Origin of the sequence: Runella limosa DSM 17973 (genome assembly GCF_000482465.1) — a bacterium.
Classification (GTDB): domain Bacteria; phylum Bacteroidota; class Bacteroidia; order Cytophagales; family Spirosomataceae; genus Runella; species Runella limosa.
Genome location: NZ_KI519429.1, coordinates 37,758 through 53,011 on the forward strand (window position 1 = coordinate 37,758; position 15,254 = coordinate 53,011).

Consider the following 15,254-nt stretch of genomic DNA (forward strand, 5'->3'; position numbering starts at 1 on the left):
TAGTAAATAGTAATAAATATCTGCTTAGTAGAGGTTCAGATAAGGTAACACCATAATTAGGCAAAAAAGGTCGCTTTCGCGGCTGGCATCGACGAATTTGTTTTTTGTGTCGCTTAAAAGAAACAAAAAAGCGACGCCCTGAAAGCGTCGCTTTAATGCGTATAGTGTTATTTACGAAGATTAACGTCGAATATTCAACGTAAACGTCTTGTAGTTTTCGCTTGGTTTAATTTGGTCGTTTCCTGTCAATGTCAACACCAATGGATAGTTTTGGGTCGCAGCAACGGTGGTAGGGATGCCTTCCAAAATTTCAAACTTGATGTAAGCAGAGCTGCTGTTGGCAGGAATCGTCACCGAACCTTTGCTTTCCAAGATACGGTAGTTGATATTCTCAACCGCCGTGCTTTTCGCCGCGTCAATGACATAGCCAAGTGTGGTAGCTTCTGGACGTTGCGCCCCAACCAATTGCACCAAAATACTGTCTCTTTTGAGCAATTGTCTAACAGTACGCTGGGCTGCGCCGTTCGATACGTTGTTGGTTGGCTGTGTTGCAAAGCCCGTACGAGGGTTTTTAAACTCCACCACGGGAGCCATGTCGTACGTCCAAGAAGGATTTTCGAAGCACGACGTGAGCGACAACGCCATTGCTCCTACTACTAAAAATTGGATGAATTTATTTTTCATGTTTTGTTCAATGTTTAAGTAACTGACTTGAGCCATCTTCTGCTTTAGCTCTTAGTAACCACGGTTCTGCTTCAAGCTTGAGTTGAGTTGAACTTGAGCTGTAGGAAGCGGCGCCAAGATGCGGAAATCGTCGTAAGGAACCACAGCCGAAAGGCTCGCTTTGGTAATGGTTTGTCCACGGCGTTTCAAATCAAAGAAACGGTGCCCTTCCAAGTACAATTCCAAACGGCGCTCCGTCATGATAGCATCAATCAAATCAGCTCCTTTTACAGTAGCAGCCACGGGCGTAGCACCCGAACGCGTACGGATACGGTTCAAATCTGCCAATGCTAAATCATCTTTACCCGTTGCAGCATACGCTTCAGCACGAATAAGCAATACTTCTGAGAAACGAATCACAGGGATATTATCCGTAAATGGTCCTCTTGAACCTGGGTATTTGCGACTAAACAAAACCGATTCTCCACCTTTTACACCTGCAAACATGGCTTGCGTACGACGAACGTCCGTGGCTTCAAACAAGCCTAAAAGTTCATTGGTAGGCACGACATCCGCCCAGTTTCCAGTCGTTAAGTTGGTAGTCAACGAGTGCATAGACTCGTTCGCCCCCAAACCTTCGGTTGCTTGTACGTAGTTGATTTCAAAAAGCGACTCAGTGTTTGGCGCCGTTGTAAAGGCCGCAGCGTAGTTAGCACCAGTAGCCAAAGCCGCACCATTAGGGGCGTCAAGCGCCGCAGTTGCGTACGTAATAGCATCTGCATATTTTTCCCAGTAAAGATACACCCGCGCCAAAAGAGCGTTAGCCGCTGCTTTGTTGGCACGAAGGCGGTTGCCTGTGGCAGGGAACAACGCGATGGCTTCTTTCAAATCTTTTTCAATCAACTGATACGTTTCCTCAATCGTCGAACGTGATTTGAAATCTGCTTTGGTCACGTCGTCCGTAGGTTCAGTACGCAAAATCATTCCCAAGTTTGCCCCACCCACTACTTTGGTAGGCTCGTAACAAAACACCCGTGCCATGTCAAAGTACAAAAGCGCACGTAAAAACAACGCTTCAGCTTTGATTTGAGCTTTTTCGGCCTCAGTGGTATTGGCGCCACCAATTCCTTTGATAATAAAATTGGCTTCGTTAATGCCCGCGTAATTATCCCAAAACGCCTGCATGTGCGCGCTTGGCGCGTTTACGCGTTCGTTAAAGAAACGGTTTGAGTTCGTGTTTGTCAAACGGACGTTATCCGCCATAATATCAGGAGCAATCATCAAACGTGCGCCGTAGTAGGTGTTTGGTTGCAAACGGTCGTACACCGAAATTAAAAGGGCACGTACTCCAGTAATATCAGTCAAAGCTACTTCTGTACTTATCGACTGTTTTGGCTCTGTATTGAGCAAGTCGCTACACGAAGTAGCCACCATTGCCAATACCACCAACGATATATTTTTAAGTTGTTTTGTCAACATGTCTTTTACGATGGTTTGAAATTAAAACTCGATTTGGATACCGCCCGTTACTTGCTTACTCTGCGGATAACGTCCAAGCTCCGTAAACAAAATCTCTGGGTCTAAGCCCGTGTACGCCGTCCAAGTTAGCAAATTGATAGCTTGGGCAAAGAAACGTACTTGGGTCAGTTTAAGCCGTTTTGTAATACTTGATGGCAAATCGTACCCAACGGTTACTTGTTTCAAACGAACGTATCCTGCGTTTTCGAGTTGCTTGGTTGAGAACGTCTGAATAGTACTACTTCCTGGCTCGACACCTCCCTCGTAAGCACGTGGTACACGCGTAATTTGCCCTGGGGTTGTCCAACGCGCAAGTTGAGTCTGCATGTTGTTCCAACCTGCTGATGCCGAGCTTTCCATGAAGAAGCCGTTGTTGTTCAACACTTGGTTACCCCACTGTCCTTGGAAGAAAAACTCCAACGAAATACCTTTATAAGAAAGACGGTTGGTTACTCCACCAAATCCTTTTGGAAGTGGTGTCCCTTGGATTCTTGAATCACGTGCTTGTACCGTATAAGTGATGTTACCAAGTGAATCCAACCACATCGAACGACCATCAGCTGGGTTAACTCCCGCATACGTTGGATACCAGTTGATAGCCACTGGCTGGCCTACCCATAGACCCGTACCGATGTTGGTTTGTCCAGGCAACAATTGAAGAATTTTGTTACGTTGGAACGATACGTTCCAGTTAGTTTCCCAGCGGAAACCGCCTTTGTTCACGTTTACGTGGCTAAATTCCACTTCCAATCCTTTGTTTTCAACTTTACCAAGGTTTTCATTGATTGAACCAAAACCACTGTCGTTAGGCAAAGGACGAGACAACAACAATTTATCGTTGATTTTACGATATGCTTGTACTTCCCCAAAAATACGTCCGTTGAAAAGCGAGTAGTTAACCCCTACGTTGAAAGTTGAAGCAACCTCCCAAGACAAGTTGGCGTTTCCTAACTGCGAAGGGCGGATACCTGGTAGGTCGATGTACTGGCCACCCAAACCGAATAAGGCACGAGAGGCAAAGTCACTGATGTTGTTGTTCCCTGCTTTACCGTAACCTGCAAATACTTTCAACTCAGACAACCACGAATATTTTTTCAAGAAACTTTCTTCTGAAAGGCGATAACCCACTGAAAGGGCAGGGAACAAACCGTAACGGTTGTTTGAACCAAAACGAGAAGAACCGTCATAACGCAAAGTAGCGGTACCAATCAATTTATCTTTGTAGTCATAGTTCACCGAGCCAAATACACTGGCAATACGCCATGTAGTGTAAGTACCCGTAGTGGTGATTGGACGAGCCGCTGCCGCCAACGTCCGGAACAAACCATTCGGGAATCCTTGACCAGTAGCCGATACTACTTCTGAAATTTGCTCACGGTATTCGCCACCCACCAAAGCACCAATTGCATGATCACCGATGGTTTTATTGTAGTTCAACGTCTGAGCTGTGTTCCAGTTTAAGCTATAACGGTTAGCAACCGTAGCGCTACCACCCGTTGAAGCAAATTGCGGAACGATGGGATCACGGTATGAGTCGTCACGGTTGTTGGCATAATCAAGACCATAGAATGAACGAAACTTTAGTCCAGGGATGATTTCGTAGTTTACGGCAAGGTTACTTACCGTCTGAATCGTCGTGTTCTTACGTATTTCAAACTCTACACTTTGCACTGGGTTGTAGCTGAATGCCCCTGTAAGCGGCGCATTGTACGAACCATCTGCTTTGTAAACAGGCTGGTTTGGTAAAATCAACGCTGCGGCAAAGAAAGGGCTATTGATAAAAGCTCCGTCCGCAATGGCGCCGTTTTGGGTAGTTGCTGCCAAACCGATAGAAGTCTCAATTTTTAACTTTTTACTGGCTTGGTGATCCACGTTCAAACGAACTGTTCCACGACCAAAGTCTGACTTGATAACTTGCCCTTCTTGGAAGTTGTAAGATGTCGCCAAATAGAAATTTGTTTTACCATCCCCACCCGTAGCAGAGGCATCAATCATGCGAAGACGACCGCGCTGATACACATAATCTTGCCAATCGGTATTTTGAACTGTAGCAGGGTCGCCATATTGTGCAATAGAATTGGCGCGTGCCGTTTCTACTGAAGCGTTGGTAGTTCTCGCACGGTTTTCAAAACCTTCAATTTTAAGGGTTGCAAACTCAGCTGCCGTCAATACATCCAATTTTTTCAATACATCCGTAAAACCATCTTGGATAGACACCTTGAATTTGGTTTTACCCGCTTTACCACGTTTGGTTGTGATTAACACTACCCCGTTTGACCCTTGCGCACCATAAATGGCCGAAGCAGCCGCATCTTTCAATACTTGGATTGACTCGATGTCGTTAGGGTTCAACGAAGAAAGTACGTTTGAGCTCGCCGTTGTTGACAAACCACCACTGGCTACTTGTACCCCATCAATGATGTAAAGTGGGTCGTTACCAGCGTTGATAGAACCAACCCCGCGAACGCGAACGTTGATACCACCCCCAGGCTGACCACTCGTTGCGGTTACTTGTACCCCCGCCGCACGTCCTTGAAGGGCGCGGTCAACAGTTTGCATAGGCAAACCTTCAATCGTTTTACCACTTACTTGAGACACCGCCGCTGTGATGTCCTTCTTTGCCGTAGAACCACCGTAGGCAGTTACCACAACCTCATTAAGGTTGTTAGCTTCTGGGGTAAGTGTTACGTTAATGATTGTTTTAGAACCTACTTCAGAGGTTGTTTTTTCAAAACCTACGAAGCTAAATACAAGTTGGCCGCCGTTAGTAACGCCGATTTTGTACTTTCCATCGACATCGGTGTTCACACCGCGGGTAGTTCCTTTCACTACTACCGTCACCCCTGGCAGGGGTGTTCCATCTTCACTGCTTGTTACCGTTCCTGAAACGGTCCGCTCTTGTGCTCGAAGCTGTACACAAAAGCTCATCAACAAGCAAAAGCTTGCGAGTAAAATTTTACGCATACGATTTAGTTGGTTTTTAGGTTGATTCTAATGTGTTTTTCAACACACAGCTATAAACCCATTACGGTTTATAATTGTTCCGTAAAATTAAGCAAGAACGCAAGAAGTTGCAAGCACATTATTTAGTTTGCCAACTATTTATTATCCCAAATGGATTTTTTTGAGGTTATTTTAAACGCAAAAAGGAAAGCAAATGCTTTCCTTTTTGAAATAAATACGAATAAAATATACCTAAGCGATTAGTAGCCCGGATTTTGTTCGATGATTGGGTTCTGCGTTTTCTCGGTATCTGGGATTGGCCAGATAAAACGGAAATCAGCGTAAGGGATAGCCGCTTGAGTTGGATTGATCGCTCCACCTACCTTGTACAAAGCCGCTCCTTGTGCCGCATTCGCATACTTGGCAGGAATACCACCTGTGTTGAAATCTGGATCAACGGCATTGCGGTGAATATCCGACCAACGTTTTCCTTCTGCTAAGAACTCAATTCTTCTCTCCAACAAAATTGCCGCGATAAGCGCTTTTTTGTCAGCAAAGCTGGCAGCGGTGTATGCTTCTGTCGCAGGTGCAGCAAGGGCACGGTTACGTACGGCGTTCAACAAAGCAATCGCTCTATCAGACACCCCCGTTGCTTGGCGAGCTTCGGCTTCAGCTGAGTTCAACAATACTTCAGCGTAGCGAATCTGCGGTGCAAAGTCAGCTCTTTCGGTATAAGACGTGTATTTTTTAGTAAATACGTTTACAGTTGAGGCTCCGTTGGCATTGGCACCAGTAAGGTACAATTGCGTACGACGCTTATCAGTTTCCAACCATTTCGCATTGTTCCAGATGATTGGCGAAATTGCCAACAAACCACGCGCACCTAAGTTAGCCGCACCATACATACTTGGCAAAGCGCCGTTGGTACCCGTGTTATCCAAAGCATCGTTACGAATAGAGAAGATGCTCTCCGTCGAGTTGTTGTTTGTGAATGCGCCATTAGGCTCATCTGTCAATTTCCAAGCACCAATTGGGCTTACAAATGGCGCTGCCGCAGGTACCAATTTAGCACCTTCAGCAATCACACCTGCCCAGTCACCTTTGTGCAATTTCACGCGTTGTTTCAAGGCAATAGCCGCTGCTTTTGTCGCACGAACCGTTCCTGGTGAAAGTGTCGCTGGCAAGTTTGTTTCAGCAAAATCCAAATCAGCTAAGATTTTCTCGTAGTTCTCAGCTACCGTTGGACGAGGAATCGCTCTTACTTGATCTACTGCCGAACCTGAGTTAATGGCAAAATCACGGTAAGGAACCCCTAATTTATTTCCGTTTCCATCCAAATATGGTCTTGCAAAAAGCGTCACGGCTTCGTGGTGCGCCAATGCTCTCAAGAAACGACATTCTGCTTCAAATTGAGAAGCAGCGGCCGCCGTAATGATATTCGACTTGGCTGCATTTTTAAAGCCATCAATCGAAATGTTCGCTTTATTGATAAGCGCGTACAACGCTCCCCAATGCCCTACGTTGTTGGCAGTGGTGGTGTTGTAAGTAGCTTGATAGGTAATTTGGAAGAAAGCCGCTACGTTGATAACGTCTTCGCCGCGTGCATCACCTTGTTCGATGTTGGCCGCTCCAAAAGGATACCCACGTACCGAACCATCGGTGTACGGGCTACTTTGTGCCGCATCATATACGCCATACAACGACAAGAGGCAACGGTCAGCCGTGCTGAATGCACTGGCATCGGTAATGGCGTTGAAAGGGCTTTTGTCCAGGGCGGTTTCGCAACTGCTCATCATCGCCAGTGGAATCGCTCCTATTAATATTCTTTTTACTAATGTTTTCATAAATCAATCGTTTGTCGTAGTGTGAATTAAAAACCAACATTTAAACCAAAAGAAACGGTTCTAATTTGTGGACTAACTGCGTTGTCTAAACCCAACGTACTGATGTTGTCAGGGTCAGCTCCGCTGTATTTTGTCCATACAGCCAAGTTTTGTCCTTGCGCAAACAAACGCAAACTCTGCACAAAACCTTTCGTTGCTTTTGTCAACGCTTTGCTTGGTACACTGTAAGTCAATACGATGTTTTGTAAACGGAGGTAATCGCCGCTCTCTAAGAAACGAGAGTTTGCCAATTGAGATTGGTTGATGTTGTTACCTTGGCCATAGTACAACTTAGGTACGTTGGTAATATCGCCAGGCTTCTGCCATCTCTCAAGAATCTCACGACCGTTGTTTTGGAAACTTTGGTTCATCAACGCATCTTGACGAGTGATGTTGAAGATTTTGTTTCCACCTGAGTAACGCAACATTACTTCTAAGCTCAACCCTTTGTAGTTAAAGTTGTTGGTAAATGCACCAAACCACACTGGTGTAGGATTTCCTAAACGCGCACGGTCATTGAAAGTCAACGACGTTTGAGCGCCCAATGTACCTTCGTTTTGTCCAGAAGCTACATAATACCCACCGATTGAGAAAGGTGAACCGTTAGAAATGTTCAATTGAGCAAGTGTTCCGTCAGCTTTCACGTACACTGGGTTACCATTGGCAGAGTTTACACCTGAGAACTGGTATCCGTGAATCACGTTGATAGGTTGACCTACTTCAATCAAGTTATAGCCACCGTTTTGGATGTATGGAACCGCCGTACCACCGATTGAATAAAGGGCAGTGATTTGGTTTTTGATATTTGAGTAGTTGAAGTTGGCATTCCAAGTGAAGTCTTTTGTTCTCAAGATGTCACCACCAATCGACAACTCAATACCCTTGTTGCGAAGCGAGCCAATGTTTTGAGAAATTGAGTTACCAGGAACCCCTGCGCTCAAAGGCGTTGGAACACCTAGTACCAAATTATCAACGTCATTGATGAAGTAATCCGCTGTTAGGTTGAAACGGTTGTTAAGGATACCAATATCAACCCCTACGTCGTATTTGTTACTGGTTTCCCACTGCAAGTCAGAGTTACCGATAGCCGATACTGCAATACCGCTGATGTTTCCGTACGGACGAGCACCATACGTACTCAAGTAAGGGAAACCGCTCAAAGTGTTACCTACTCTTGCGTACGAAGCTTTTAATTTCACTTCGTTAAAGTATTGGCTCAAGCCACTGTTTACCCAGAAACCTTCTTGCGATACGCGCCAGCCTGCTGAGAAACCTGGGAATACCCCGTAACGTTTTTCAGGTGCCAAAGAGCTTTGTCCATCGCGACGAATCGACGCTTGTACAAAATATTTGTTGTTGAAATCGTAGTTGAAACGACCAAAAAATGATTCAAAACCAGACTGCGTCATTGATCCACCCGTTGTCTGAATGGCTGCACTACCCGTGATAAAGTTTTCTTTGATGAAGAACATATCCGAGATGTTTGAACCTGATGTCGAGTGCCACTTGTAGTTATCGCGTTGCACTTCGTGACCTGCTGTCAAGTAAATATTGTGGTTTTTACCCAACGTCAAGTTGTAGTTCACGTAGTTTTGCCATGTATAACGCAAACGGTTTTGGTTTTCGTTGTAAACATAACCGTTTGTTCCACCCGTTGATGTTCCGTAACCGTCACCGTGAAGGTTTGTCCAGCTTTGGAAGCTGTAATCACTTAACATATCTGCCGAGAATACCGAACGCAATTTCAAGCCTTGGATCGGAGAAATTTCGATAAAGCTGTTGTTGATGATACGATATTTGTCTGAACGGTACTGGTTGTTACGTAACGTAAAAGCAGCATTCGTGAAGTTGTCATCCACTGAAGTCGTGTTAGCGCCTGGGTTCATTGAGTTACCACTTGGCCAGTTGATATTGTAGCCTGTTGGGTGATTGGCATTGAAAGGCGAAACGTTTGGCAACAAACGAAGCGTTGACGAAATCGCACCACTCAAGGCGTTTGTACCGTTGTTTTGGTCTCCATCGTCTTGGCGGCTAATGGTAATGTTGTTACCCACTTTAAGGTACTTGTTTGCTTCGTGTTCTACGTTCAAACGCGCACGGTATGCTTTGTTAAAGTTGGTAATGATGATACCTTGTTGCTGCGAGTAGTTGAGCGACATGTAGTAGCTAGTCTTTTCAGTACCACCTTGCGCACTTAGGGTGTGGTTATGCACCGCTGCATTGTTTACCATCACTTGGTCTTGCCAGTTGGTGTTGGTTTGAGCTGCGTCCATGTTGGCACGCAAAGCTTGACCTGCATTGGCCAATTTTTCGTTGGCAATCATCACAAATTCTTGGGCATTCAAGACGTCAAAACGCTTGAGGGCGTTGTTGAAACCGATGGAAGCATCGTAGCTAACTTTGCCTCTTCCTTTTGCGCCTTTTTTGGTGGTAATCAAGATTACTCCCGCAGCCGCTCTTGAACCATAAATCGCCGTAGCCGATCCATCTTTCAACACTTCCATGTTTTCGATGTCGGCAGGGTTAATATCTCCCAAAGCGTTTGAGTTGGTTGTACTTGCCAAGTTACCCGAAATGATAGGTATTCCATCAACGACAATCAATGGGTCATTGGCTTGGTTTACTGAGTTTGTACCACGAATACGGATACGTGCTGGCGTGTTAACACCACCACCCACGTTCGTTACCTGTACCCCTGTCGCACGACCAGCCAACTGCTTGTCGATCGAAGGAGTCATCAAGTTTGCAAATTGTTTGGCATCTACTTTTGAAGCAGACCCTGTAAAAGCTTTACGCTGCTGCACACCGTATCCAACGACCACGACCTCACTCAGCTCATTGGCTAGGGTTTTAAGCGAAGGATTAATTACTGATTGGCTGCCTACCAACACTTCAAGTTCTTCCATTCCTACGAATGAAAACACCAAGGTACTATTGCCATTAGGAACTCGGATTGAGTACTTCCCGTTACCATCCGTAACAGTTCCTACTAGCGTACCTTTCACAACTACACTTACCCCAGGTAATGGAGAACTGTCATCACTACTGGTGACTGCACCAGTAACGGTACGCTCTTGCGCTCTGAGTTGAGTGCAAAAGCCCAATAACAAGCAAAAGCTTGCCAGTAAAAAATTACGCATACGATTTAGTTTGGTTTTTAGTTAAACAAATGGTGTTAACTCACTTACTTAGCACAAAATTAGGTGCTTTTGTGCTAATGTAAGCGCGAAATTAAAACATGATTAAAATAATATCTCTAAAAATCAGTAAGTATTCTTAGTAACATCGGCTAAAACCCCACATTTTAGCGACGAAAAATACTTATTTTACCTACAAAACCTTAAACCTTAAACCAAAACATTAAATACAACGCTTGGCCATGATTGAATCCTTTTTAGAAAAAACAGCTCGGTATATTTTTTCAAAACATCCTGACACTCGGCAACTTGAGCAGTTATCCATCATTGTTCCTACCCGACGTTCGGGGTATTTTTTAAAGCGTGCTTTGGCCCAGTGTTCTACTCAGCCATTTTTGGCACCTGAAGTAGTCGCAATTGACGATTTTGTAGCTGACCGTTGTAAAATCGAAATTGCCGATAATGTGAGCCTACTCTTTGAATTGTACGATATTTTCAAGCAAGTTGATAAAAATATCACCTTCGATCGCTACTTGCAGTGGGGTAGTATGTTACTGCGTGACTTTGACCAAATTGATCAGTATCTGATTGATGCCGATTACCTTTTTGACTATATCACCGAAGCCAAAGCCCTAGAACGGTGGCAAGTCGATTGGCCAAACAGCAATGTTTCTACCCAATCAGATCGCCTAAAAGCGTATTTTGAGTTGTTCTCAAACCTAAAAAAGGTATATTTTTCATTCAAAAAAGACCTAAAAGACAGAAACAGGGCGTTTCGAGGAATGGCCTACCGCGATTTAGCTGAAAATGCAGTTGATGTCCTACTCACCGCTGACCATTCAATCAAACCTCGTTACTATTTTGTTGGCTTCAATGCCCTGACTGGGGCCGAAGAGAAAATCATCAAAACCCTCGTTAATGCCAAACAAGCCGAAACGATTTGGGACTGTGATTACTACTATATGCGCGATAATCCACTCGCCGAAGGGGGAAAATTTTTGCGAAAATACCGTGACGCGGCTTGGTCAGGTGAATGGAAATGGAGTGAAAGCCATTTGTTAGGTACCCAGAAAGACATGCACGTCTATGCCGTTCCGAATGCTTCGATGCAGGCGAAAGTGGCGGGCGAGCTCTACCAACAATGGTGCGCGGAAGGACAAGGTGGTTCGGAACAACGCCCCGTGGGTATTGTTTTGGCCGACGAAAATCTTCTCGTTCCGATGCTCAATGGGCTTGATGAATCCATCACCGATTTGAACGTAACGATGGGTCTTACGCTTCGTAACTCGCTGTTATTTACGCTTATCGACTCCCTTTTTGAGTTACAATTTACCATTGCCGAATTTAGGTCAAAAGATGGACGAGCCATAAAAATTCCCAAATTCAACCACCGAACGGTACAAAAAGTCCTGAATCACCCCTTTATTCGTCGTTATGAGTTTCTAGCACTACAACAGCGTGATGTTTCGACCGAGACCATCATTCAAGTGACCATTCGGGAAATTCAGCAGCGCAATTTGGTCTATCTCGACCCTACCCTACTCCTCGAATGGGGGCAACAACACCCGCTTTTCAAAACACTTTTTAGCCGCTGGGACGACAACCCACACACCGTCATCAAGGTATTCTATGACCTGATTGATATTTTACGTGAGGTATATAAAGACACCCAAAACGCAATTGAAACGGAGTACCTGTACTTGTTTTATACACTCCTCAAACAACTCGAAACTACGCTCAGTTCTGAGCACGTTGAAAAGCTCAATTTGCGTACGTTTAAAGCGTTTTTGTACGAACTTATCCGCCAAACACGCATACCGTTTAGTGGCGAACCCGTCAGTCCGCTCCAAATCATAGGGATGCTCGAAACCAGGGCATTAGACTTTGAACGAATCATTATTTTGTCGATGAACGAAGGGGTTTTTCCGATGACCAAACGCCAAAATTCGCTCATCCCGTTTGACATTGCCAAAGAAGCGGGTTTGCCCGTTTTTAGCGACCAAGACGCGGTAATGTCGTACCATTTTTATCGGCTTTTACAACGCGCCAACGACGTTCACCTGGTCTATGTAACTGATTCAAACACCTACAATGGCGGCGAAAAAAGTCGCTTTATTCTCCAAATTGAGCATGAACTTGTACCCAAAGCCAACGGTAATATCAAGTTTACTGAACACGTAGTTAGGTTTCAGGAAAACCAGCAATCAGCAGATGAGCAGGTGTTAGATACCTCCTTCGTCGATGAGCGGGTGTTAGATACCTCCTTCGTCGGTATGACAAAGAACGGTAAACCCAAAACAGCAAACCAAAAACAACCCCTCAACAACGATTGGACTGTGCCCAAAACCCCCGAAACGCTGGCATTTTTACGTCAAAACTTAGCTAACGGTGGTCTATACGCAACCCACCTCAACCAGTACCTAAAATGCTCACTTCAATATTATTTTAGCCGCGTGGCTGGGGTTTCGGAAGACGAAGAAGTGGAAGAAAGAATGGGGGCTGCTGATTTTGGTTCGTGGATACACGCCGTGTTGGAACGTATTGACATCGAATTTTTGATGGACGGCAAGCCCATTAGCGATGCCGAAATCAAGGCCATTTTGCGCGAAGAATTTGCCAAATTGTTCCGAGGTTATGACCCAGAATCGGGTATCAATCGTCTTTTGTATCAAGTAGCCGAGCAAACCGTGTTGGATTTTCTGAAAGAACAACGCCAACGCGATGAAAACCTTACTGTGCTCGCTACCGAACAAAAATTGACCGCGACCTTTGACGTACCTTTGTCAGACGGCTCACTCGCTTTGAAAATTGCGGGTAAAATTGACCGAGTAGAACTCCTCGACAACGTCATTCGCGTGGCCGATTACAAAACGGGCAAAATCGAACAGCTCCCCAAAGTTACCCCCGACAAACTTGACCATATCATGAGCTCGGGTGACAACTCAAACCATGAAAAAATCAGGCAGTTATGGATTTATCAATACCTGATTTATAAACAAATGTTGCGTGAAAAAGGCTTGCGTTTGCGCGGGCGTGAGTTTCACTTAGATGCCTACGAAGTGACTTCGGGCTTTTACTCGCTACGCAATATCAAACGTGGTTTTATTTTCAATCCTTTAAAATTTGGCGATAGCCAAGACGCAGAATCGTATGTAGAACAATCGGAAAACTACCTTCGCGCCTTTGTCGTAGATAAACTTCTCAATCCTGATGAGCCTTTCCGCAAAACCGACTACTTAACAGCTTGTCAGTTTTGTGATTTTAGGGAAATTTGTGGTCGATAAATCGCCTCTCAAGCAGCCTGTATGAGCAATGCAGGTTGCTTGGCCCTTCGTCGGGCTACGGGTGCAGTAAAGCCATCTTTTTGGCGAACAAACCCATCATTGCCGACGGAAGCATGATGCAAATTCACAATACATCCCCGCCGAATTCTTACAAATGAGTTAGATAATTCTGTTTCGAAAAGCCCTAACGTTTTGGCTACAAGCATCGGTGGATGGGCATTTATCACGATAAGGGTGTAATTTCGACGCCCCTCCAAGCGAACAATTTCACTTAAAGGCACAAATACTTTTCCTCCAGTACATGGAAGACGTAAGCCAGCAACGCCTTTTTTGGTAAATGCAAGTTCATATACTTTCATGAGTAGCAGGGAGTTAGTGAATAGTTGTACAAAGGTGCATGATTTGCCTTTGGCCATTCAAGGGGAAAACTACCCTTCACTTCCCGCAATTTTCCCGTATTTTTGCAGCTTAGTTTATATCGATATATATGTTTGCCATTGTTGACATTGAAACCACGGGCGGCACTTACGCCACAAGCCGCATCACTGAAATTGCAATTATCCGCCACGATGGCACCCAAATCATAGATTCTTACCAAAGCCTGGTCAATCCTGCATGTTGGATTCCTAGTTTTATTACCCAACTGACGGGAATCGATAACGAGATGGTCAAAGATGCCCCAACTTTTGAAGAAATAGCCGACGAAGTACGCCGAATGACCCTCAATGCTGCCTTCGTAGCGCACAATGCCTCGTTCGATTATGGGTTTGTGCAACGGGAGTTCAACCGTTTGGATGAATATTTCAAACGCGATACGCTGTGTACTGTGAAATTAAGTCGGAAAATTTTCCCTGGCTATAAGTCCTACAGTTTGGGCAACATTTGCCGCGACCTCCAAATCCGACACGTCAATCATCACCGCGCCATGGGCGACGCCTCAGCCACTACCCTATTGTTTGAGCAGCTCCTCCAAAATGACCACGCTGGCATTCTAAAAGATTGGCGCCCGTAAACTAGCTCGTCCCGAATTCCAATTCGGGACGCAAACGGCCCAGCGTCTCCGACGCCTCATACTCGTCACAAACTCCAATTCGGGACGAAAACGGCCCAGCGTCTCTGACGCCTCATGCTCGTCCCGAACTCCGATTCGGGACGCAAACGGCCCAGCGTCTCCGACGCCACCCCACAGCAAAATATTTCTCCGTTCTTGAACCATTTTCTAAGTCAGCAAGTTTTGTAAGTGATTACTCACTTTCATTAAACAATGACTGAAAAACAAGAGCTTATTTTGGTAACCGCCCTTCGGCTTTTTGCCGAAAAAGGGTTTGACACCACCCCCACAAGCCTCATTGCTAAAGAAGCGGGCGTATCGGAAGGGTTGATTTTTCGCCATTTTACCAACAAAGACGGCCTTATGGACGCCATCGTCGCCATGAGCGAAGAGCGACTTAGCGCCAATGCCGAGCGTATTTTACAGTTGTCCAACCCCATTGATCAAATCCACGCTACGCTCGAACTACCCGTTAAGCTTTTTCAGGAAGAGCGTGAATTTTGGATGCTACAGTTTTCACTCAAGTGGCAGAAAAAATACAAGAACCAAACCTACACCCCAAGCCCTGCGCACCTAAAAGTGATCCAAGCACTTACCGATGGTTTTCGGGCGCTCGGATACGCACAACCCGAACAAGAAGTAAAGATTTTAATGATGCTTTTAGACGGTTTTAGTCACCAACTTGCCCTTTCTCCGTCTCCAGAGTACATTGAAACTACCCTCGCTTTTCTTAAAAGTAAATACCCCAACTAACACCGACAAATGTCTCGCAAAT

At 45.2% G+C, this 15,254-nt stretch carries 9 protein-coding genes; 3 read left to right on the forward strand and 6 right to left on the reverse strand.

Going from position 1 to position 15,254, the window contains the following annotated elements; translation table 11 throughout:
- Nucleotides 1-180: 180 nt before the first annotated feature.
- From K339_RS0128865 to K339_RS0128890, 5 genes are all read right to left on the reverse strand, one after another.
- On the reverse strand, nucleotides 181-684 hold the full coding sequence (locus tag K339_RS0128865; RefSeq protein ID WP_157607778.1) for a DUF4843 domain-containing protein: 504 nt from the start codon (nucleotides 682-684) through the stop codon (nucleotides 181-183).
- A gap of 51 nt (nucleotides 685-735) precedes the next feature.
- Nucleotides 736-2,142 (reverse strand): RagB/SusD family nutrient uptake outer membrane protein, encoded by a 1,407-nt coding sequence (locus K339_RS0128870; protein WP_028526710.1) that lies wholly within the window; start codon nucleotides 2,140-2,142, stop codon nucleotides 736-738.
- A 21-nt stretch (nucleotides 2,143-2,163) separates the two neighbouring features.
- On the reverse strand, nucleotides 2,164-5,145 hold the full coding sequence (locus K339_RS0128875) for a SusC/RagA family TonB-linked outer membrane protein (RefSeq protein ID WP_028526711.1): 2,982 nt from the start codon (nucleotides 5,143-5,145) through the stop codon (nucleotides 2,164-2,166).
- A 239-nt stretch (nucleotides 5,146-5,384) separates the two neighbouring features.
- A complete protein-coding gene (locus K339_RS0128885; protein ID WP_037302190.1) occupies nucleotides 5,385-6,968 on the reverse strand; it encodes a RagB/SusD family nutrient uptake outer membrane protein in 1,584 nt (527 codons plus the stop codon).
- Between the two features lie 26 nt (nucleotides 6,969-6,994).
- Complete coding sequence (locus tag K339_RS0128890; protein ID WP_028526713.1) at nucleotides 6,995-10,147, reverse strand: SusC/RagA family TonB-linked outer membrane protein; 3,153 nt, start codon at nucleotides 10,145-10,147, stop codon at nucleotides 6,995-6,997.
- Nucleotides 10,148-10,386: 239 nt separating this feature from the next.
- Between K339_RS0128890 and K339_RS0128895 the strand changes: the two genes are divergently transcribed.
- Complete coding sequence (locus K339_RS0128895; protein WP_051398324.1) at nucleotides 10,387-13,428, forward strand: PD-(D/E)XK nuclease family protein; 3,042 nt, start codon at nucleotides 10,387-10,389, stop codon at nucleotides 13,426-13,428.
- An 8-nt stretch (nucleotides 13,429-13,436) separates the two neighbouring features.
- Here the strand turns inward: K339_RS0128895 and K339_RS35180 are convergent, their stop codons facing one another.
- On the reverse strand, nucleotides 13,437-13,787 hold the full coding sequence (locus K339_RS35180) for a LytTR family DNA-binding domain-containing protein (RefSeq protein ID WP_051398325.1): 351 nt from the start codon (nucleotides 13,785-13,787) through the stop codon (nucleotides 13,437-13,439).
- Between the two features lie 128 nt (nucleotides 13,788-13,915).
- On the opposite strand from K339_RS35180, the gene K339_RS0128905 reads away from it, so the two are divergent.
- Both K339_RS0128905 and K339_RS36330 read left to right on the forward strand, forming a co-directional pair.
- On the forward strand, nucleotides 13,916-14,440 hold the full coding sequence (locus K339_RS0128905) for a 3'-5' exonuclease (protein ID WP_028526715.1): 525 nt from the start codon (nucleotides 13,916-13,918) through the stop codon (nucleotides 14,438-14,440).
- A gap of 252 nt (nucleotides 14,441-14,692) precedes the next feature.
- Nucleotides 14,693-15,232, forward strand: coding sequence for a TetR/AcrR family transcriptional regulator (locus tag K339_RS36330; protein ID WP_051398326.1), 540 nt, complete (start codon nucleotides 14,693-14,695; stop codon nucleotides 15,230-15,232).
- The last annotated feature ends 22 nt before the right edge of the window (nucleotides 15,233-15,254 follow it).

Excerpts from the sequence above, each read along its gene's own strand:
- K339_RS0128895 (WP_051398324.1), top strand. The coding sequence starts at position 10,387 with ATGATTGAATCCTTTTTAGAAAAAACAGCTCGGTATATTTTTTCAAAA.
- K339_RS0128905 (WP_028526715.1), top strand. The coding sequence starts at position 13,916 with ATGTTTGCCATTGTTGACATTGAAACCACGGGCGGCACTTACGCCACA.
- K339_RS0128870 (WP_028526710.1), bottom strand. The coding sequence starts at position 2,142 with ATGTTGACAAAACAACTTAAAAATATATCGTTGGTGGTATTGGCAATG.
- K339_RS36330 (WP_051398326.1), top strand. The coding sequence starts at position 14,693 with ATGACTGAAAAACAAGAGCTTATTTTGGTAACCGCCCTTCGGCTTTTT.
- K339_RS0128890 (WP_028526713.1), bottom strand. The coding sequence starts at position 10,147 with ATGCGTAATTTTTTACTGGCAAGCTTTTGCTTGTTATTGGGCTTTTGC.
- K339_RS0128875 (WP_028526711.1), bottom strand. The coding sequence starts at position 5,145 with ATGCGTAAAATTTTACTCGCAAGCTTTTGCTTGTTGATGAGCTTTTGT.
- K339_RS0128885 (WP_037302190.1), bottom strand. The coding sequence starts at position 6,968 with ATGAAAACATTAGTAAAAAGAATATTAATAGGAGCGATTCCACTGGCG.
- K339_RS0128865 (WP_157607778.1), bottom strand. The coding sequence starts at position 684 with ATGAAAAATAAATTCATCCAATTTTTAGTAGTAGGAGCAATGGCGTTG.
- K339_RS35180 (WP_051398325.1), bottom strand. The coding sequence starts at position 13,787 with ATGAAAGTATATGAACTTGCATTTACCAAAAAAGGCGTTGCTGGCTTA.